Here is a 5896-nt window from a genome sequence, read left to right as displayed (position 1 = left end):
CGAATATCCTCGATTTCCGCGCGGGTCGCCGGCTGGTGATAGGCGATGATCGCCAAGGTCTCCATGGCGGCGCGCGACAGCTTTCTCGGCTCCTGCTGCTCGCGCTGCAAGGCCCAGGCGAGATCGGGCGCGGTGCGGAACATCCATTTCTTGCCGACCCGGACGAGGTTCACGCCGCGCGAAAAATAATCCGCCTTGAGATAGGCCAAAGCCGGGGCGAGATCCGCGCCTTCGGGCAGGCGCTTGCGCATCTCCTCCTCGCTCAAAGGCTCGGTCGCGGCGAAGATCAAGGCCTCACACAGGCGCATCACCTCGCGCTGCGCCTCGCTCGGCGTCTCGCGCGCGAGCAGGGCCGCCGCATCGGCCGCCTTCATGTCGAACAGATGTTCCTGATCCGCCAAAACCTGTTACTCCCGCCGCCTTACTCGGCCGCCAGCGCCTGCCGGCGCCGAAGCCAGAGCGGCGCGAAGGCGCGGTCCTGCCGCAGGTCGATCAGCCCTTCCCGCACCATTTCCAGTGAGGCGGAAAAGGTGGAGGCGCGCGCGGTGCGGGCCTGTTCGGGCGTGGCCGTCCATTCCAGCAGATAAGTGTCGAGCGCCGTCCATTCCAGCGCCATGCCGAGAATCCGCTCCAGCGCCTCGCGGGCCTCGGCCAGCGACCAGACCTGCCGCACTCGCAGCGAGACATGCGATAAAGCCTGTTTCTGCCGCTGGCGGGCATAGGCCGAGAGCAGATCGAACAGGCTGGCGCGATAAAGCGGGGCGTTGATCACGTCCAGCCCCTCGGGCGCGCCGCGCAGGAACAGATCGCGGTCGAGCCGGGGGCGCTCGGTCAGGCGCTCGGCGGCCGCGCGGATCGCGTGCAGCCGGCTCAGGCGCCGGGCGAGGCTCGCCGCCAGCTCCTTGGGATCGGGCTCTTCGGTCTTGGGCGGCGCCGGCAGCAACAGGCGCGATTTGAGATAGGCCAGCCAGGCCGCCATCACCAGATAATCGGCGGCCAGTTCCAGCCGCACGCGGCGCGCCGCTTCGACGAATTCGAGATATTGCTCGGCCAGAGCCAGGACGGAAATGCGGGCGAGATCGACCTTCTGGCGGCGGGCAAGCTCCAGCAGCAGGTCGAGCGGGCCTTCATAGCCGTCCACATCGACCCGGAAATCCGCTTCCGTCTTGCGTTCGCCGCCCGCCGTCTCGAAATCCGCCTCGGACCCTTCCGCGTCCGTCGCGGCGACGGTTTTGGGCGGGGCTTGGTCTTCCCGCTCCATCGTCTCTTCGCTTGCGCCTCTCTACTCTCCCGCCCCGCCAAACAGGCGAATCAGGCATAGAGCGTGGGCGAATCAGGCTAGCGCCGCAAGCGCCGATACCAATTCCGCCCGCGCTTCCACAGAATCGAACGGCTCGGCCTGCGCCCGCGCCGCCGCGACCTGCGCCCGCGCCCGTTCGACCCGCTCCAGCGCCTTGCCCGCCAGCAGCGGCGACGCCTGCGCCACCGCGCCTGCCTCCGCCAGATCGCCGTTGCAATGCAAAGCAAGATCGACGCCGGCCCCGAACGCCCGCGCGGCGCGTTCGAAAAAGCGCCCATCAAGCGCGTGCATGGAGAGATCGTCGGTCATCAGCAAGCCGTCGAAGCCGATCTCGCCGCGGACGATCTCCTCGATCACCGCGCGCGACTGGGTCGCCGGATGCAGCGGATCGAGCGCATGATAGACCACATGCGCGGTCATGGCCGCCGGCAGGTCGGCATTGGCCCGGAAGGGCGCGAAGTCCGTCTCCAGCTCGTCGCGCGCGGCGTGAACCTGCGGCAGCTCCAGATGGCTGTCGGCCAACGCCCGGCCATGGCCGGGAATATGTTTCATCACGGGCATGACCCCGCCCGCCATCAGGCCGAGCGCGGCAGCGCGGCCGAGCCTCGCAACATCGGCGGGATTGTCGGCATAGGCGCGGTCGCCGATGATCTGATGCGCGCCCGCCGCCGGCGTGTCGAGCACCGGCAGGCAATCCACGTCGATGCCGACGGCGCGCAGATCTTCCGCGATCAGCCGCGCGCCAAGGGCGGCCGCACGCGCGTCGTCCCGCCCGATCCGCGCGAAGGCCGCCGCCGGCGGATAGGCCGGCCAATGCGGCGCGGCGAGGCGCTGTACGCGGCCGCCCTCCTGATCGATCAGCACGGCGGCGTCGGCGCCGAGCAGGTCGCGGAACGACTCCGTCAAGGCGCGCACCTGGTCTGGCGCATCGATATTACGGCGGAAAAGGATCAGCCCCCACGGCCGCGCCTCCTTGAAGAAAGCGCATTCGTCGGGGCTGAGCGTCAGGCCGGCGCAACCGGCGATAAAAGCCTTAAAGGTCATACAGCGTCAGTTTTTAGCCACGAAGCAATTGCCGCCCTGCGCCTTGATGGCGGAGCACATGGATTTGGCGCCTTCTTCGCTCAGATGGCCGACGCGCACGCGATAGATCGTCTTGTCGCCGACCTTGGCCTGAACGAAGCTCGGGCGATGGCCCTGCAAGGCGCTGGCATATTTGGCCGCGAGCGAATTGGCGGCCGCCTTGGCTTCCGCCTCGCTCGGCGTTCCGGCGAGTTGCACCGCGAAACCACCGCCTTCGCCGGCCGCCGGAGCAGCCGGAGCCGCGGCGGGCTTTTCCGCCTGCGGCTTGACCGCCGCGACCTGCGGACGGGCCGGGTTTTTCAGCGCCGCCTCATTGGTGGAGGCAGCGCGCTCGGTCGTCTTCGGCGCCGGCGTCTTGGTGGCGGGCGCAGCCGCCGAGGCGGTGGGCGGCATGGCGTTAGCGGCCATGGTCGGCAAATTGCGGCTCGGAGGAACCGGAGCGTCCTGGCTCGAAATCACGGTGCCGTCGGCCCGGACTGAGACAGTCTTGACCTTTTTCGGCGTCGGGAAGATCGCTTCCGGCGGCGGGCCGTTCTGCGCGGCATTGGTCGGGGCCGGCGGCGGCGGCGTCTCGACGCCGGCGGCCGCGCCGACGACGCGAGCGTTCTTGACCGTCACGCCGAGATCGGCCGGCTGTTCGGAGCCGCCCGCCACTTTCGAGACATTGCCGTTGCTCTTGCGATCGAACAGGGCCTGGCCGGCTGGAGCGGCGGCGTTGTCGGCGGCGGTCGGCTTGACCTTGGCCGGATCGCTGTCGGCCTGGATCGTGACGACATCCTGGTTCGACGCCTTGCCGCGCATGGCGAGAGTGCCGCCGATCGCGAACACGCCGAGAGCGAGCACCGCGCCCATGGCGTACATCACCTTGCGGCGATAGCCCGGCGCGGGCGCCTCGGGCCCATTGTCGTAAGCCGCCGGCCAGGACTGCGCGTCGCCCCCGGAATGGGCGCCCGGCGTCCAGACGGGCTCCGATTCCTGATAAGGCAACTGCTCGGCCGCATAAGCCGCATTAGGGCTGGCTTGATGGGGATAGGCTTCACGGGGATAGGCCTGATGAGCCTGACCCTGTTCTTGCTGCGCCTGCTCCTCGAAATAGGGCTCGCGCAGGGCGTAATGGTCGAAAGCGCCCGGCGTCGCCTCAGCGGCGGACGCGGCGTCCGCCGCCTGCTCCTGCTGGGCGGAGGCGTTGCGGATATCGGCAATCGCCGATTGCGCGCGGAACAAGGCCTCGAACGGGTCTTCCTTGCGGCCCATGGAGTCGCCGCCGACCAGGCGCGCCAGTTCGGCGAGCGGATCCGACCCTTCCGCGGGACGCGAATGGGGCGCGGGCGCTGCGGCGCGCAGGCGACGTTCGAACTCGTCCAGATCGACCTCCGGACGAAACTTGGCGGCAAACTCACCCATGGCCAACCCTCGCGGTTAACGCAAAGCGGCCGGAGGTCGCCCTCTCCCTGAGGGCGCGCGCTGATCAGCGCATCTCGTCCGGCGCTTTAACACCAAGAACAGACAATCCTGACGCCAGTATAGTGATTAACCCTGTCACGAGACCGAGCCTGGCGCAGGTCAAATCTCTACGATCTTGATTAACAAAGCGTAATTGTGGCTGATCTTTGCCGCGATTCCAATGGGAATGAAACAGGCTGGCCAGATCGTGCAGATAAAAAGCCAGCCGATGCGGCTCGTGCGCGGCTGCGGCGCTTTCGATAATGCGCGGATATTGCGCCAATAAACCAATCAGCGCCAGTTCGTTCTCATCCTCCAGCAACGACAGGTCCGCCGCCGCAAGCGCGGCCGGCGCGACATCGAGATCCGGGAAAGCCGCCAGCGCTTGGCGCAGCACGGAATGCGCGCGGGCATGGGCATATTGCACATAGAAGACCGGATTGTCCTTGGACTGTTCGATCACGCGCGCCAGGTCGAATTCCAGCGGCGCATCGTTCTTGCGGTAAAGCATCATGAAGCGCACGGCGTCCACGCCGACTTCATCCACCACTTCACGAAGCGTGACGAAATCACCGGAGCGCTTTGACATTTTGACGGGCTCTCCGTCGCGCATCAGCTTCACCATCTGGCACAGCTTGACGTCCAGCGTGGTCTCACCGCCGGAAAGCGCCTCGACCGCCGCGCTCATGCGCTTGACATAGCCGCCGTGGTCCGCGCCCCAGACGTCTACCAGAACGTCATAACCGCCCTCGATCTTCTTGCGATGATAGGCGATGTCGGAGGCGAAATAGGTGAAGGCGCCGTCGGATTTTTTCAGCGGGCGGTCGACATCGTCGCCGAATTGAGTGGAGCGAAATAAAGTCTGCTCGCGATCTTCCCAATCCTCGGGCAATTGGCCCTTGGGCGGCGGCAAGCGCCCCTCATAGATCAGCCCCCTCGCCCGCAATTCCTCCAACGCGGCCTCGACATCCGACAGGCCGTTGCGGCTGTCGTGCAGGCTGCGTTCCGAGAAAAACACCTCGTGGGTGATGTTGAGCGCCGCCAGATCGTCGCGGATCATGTCCATCATGGCGTCGATGGCGATGGCGCGCACGGGCTCAAGCCATTCGCTCTCAGGCTTGTCGCGCAGGCTTGCGCCATATTTCGCGGCCAGAGCGGCGCCGACCGGCTTGAGATAATCGCCGGGATAGAGCCCATCCGGCACCGTGATCGTCTCGCCCAAGGCCTCGCGATAGCGGAGGAACGCCGAACGCGCGAGCACATCCACCTGCGCGCCGGCGTCATTGATGTAATATTCGCGCGTGACTTCGGAGCCGGCGAATTCCATCAGGCTCGCGAGCGCATCGCCGAACACGGCGCCGCGGCCATGGCCGACATGCATCGGGCCGGTCGGATTGGCCGAGACATATTCCACATTGACTTTTTTCGCCGTCAGCCGCGCTTTTTGTCCCGCCGGAGGCTCGGCGGCGCCACGTCCGAAATCGGCGCCCTGGCGCAGAACGGCGCGCAAGATTTCGCCGAACACGGCTTTCTTTAGCCGGATATTCAGAAAGCCCGGCCCGGCCACCTCGGCCTGCTCGACATCCGGCTCCTGCGCCAATTCAAACGCCAGCTCCGTCGCGAGCTGGCGCGGGTCGGCGTAAAAGGCCTTGACGTCGCGGGCGAAGACCATAGCTGCATTGCAGGCGAGATCGCCGAGGCTGGCGTCGCGCGGCGGCTCGACCACGAAACGCGCCGGATCGAGACCGGCCGGCAGGCGGCCCTCGCCGGCGAACCGCCGGAGAATGGCGGCGATGCGGGCGTGGAACTCGGCGTAAATGTTCATTTCGGGCCTCGACGAAATCGGAGCCATCGCCTCGCACAGGCCGATGGTGGTCGCGCCAGCGGCGCGGAGGCGGGGCTAAACCAATTCGGGCCGCGCGTCAAAGCATCCGCGCCACTTTCGTGCGGAACCTTTGCCGTCCGTTCACATTTTAAACATGTGGCCCCGATGGCGGCTGTCGGTCCGCTTAAGCCTTCGGCAAGGTTTCGAGCGCAGCGTCGATATTTACCATGGGGCCAAAAGGATGG

General features: G+C 66.6%; 5 protein-coding genes. All 5 read right to left on the bottom strand.

The genetic code is table 11. The features are described from left to right. Window positions 1-401: SMC-Scp complex subunit ScpB (locus ACE3S9_RS13485; protein ID WP_374546986.1), on the bottom strand; the 401-nt coding region annotated here is incomplete at its 3' end. A 20-nt stretch (window positions 402-421) separates the two neighbouring features. Then, a complete protein-coding gene (locus ACE3S9_RS13480) occupies window positions 422-1261 on the bottom strand; it encodes a ScpA family protein (RefSeq protein ID WP_374546985.1) in 840 nt (279 codons plus the stop codon). A 72-nt stretch (window positions 1262-1333) separates the two neighbouring features. Next, window positions 1334-2344, bottom strand: coding sequence for a beta-N-acetylhexosaminidase (gene nagZ, locus ACE3S9_RS13475; protein ID WP_374546984.1), 1011 nt, complete (start codon window positions 2342-2344; stop codon window positions 1334-1336). Between the two features lie 6 nt (window positions 2345-2350). Then, window positions 2351-3787 carry an SPOR domain-containing protein gene (locus ACE3S9_RS13470; protein WP_374546983.1) on the bottom strand — a complete coding sequence of 479 codons (1437 nt, stop codon included), beginning with the start codon at window positions 3785-3787 and terminating at the stop codon, window positions 2351-2353. A 64-nt stretch (window positions 3788-3851) separates the two neighbouring features. Next, window positions 3852-5651, bottom strand: a complete 1800-nt coding sequence (gene argS / locus ACE3S9_RS13465) for an arginine--tRNA ligase (protein WP_374546982.1) — start codon at window positions 5649-5651, stop codon at window positions 3852-3854. Window positions 5652-5896 lie beyond the last annotated feature (245 nt).

The sequence above is a fragment of the Rhodoblastus sp. genome (genome assembly GCF_041915505.1).
GTDB lineage: Bacteria > Pseudomonadota > Alphaproteobacteria > Rhizobiales > Beijerinckiaceae > Rhodoblastus.
This window is presented reverse-complemented; position numbering and strand designations above follow the sequence as displayed.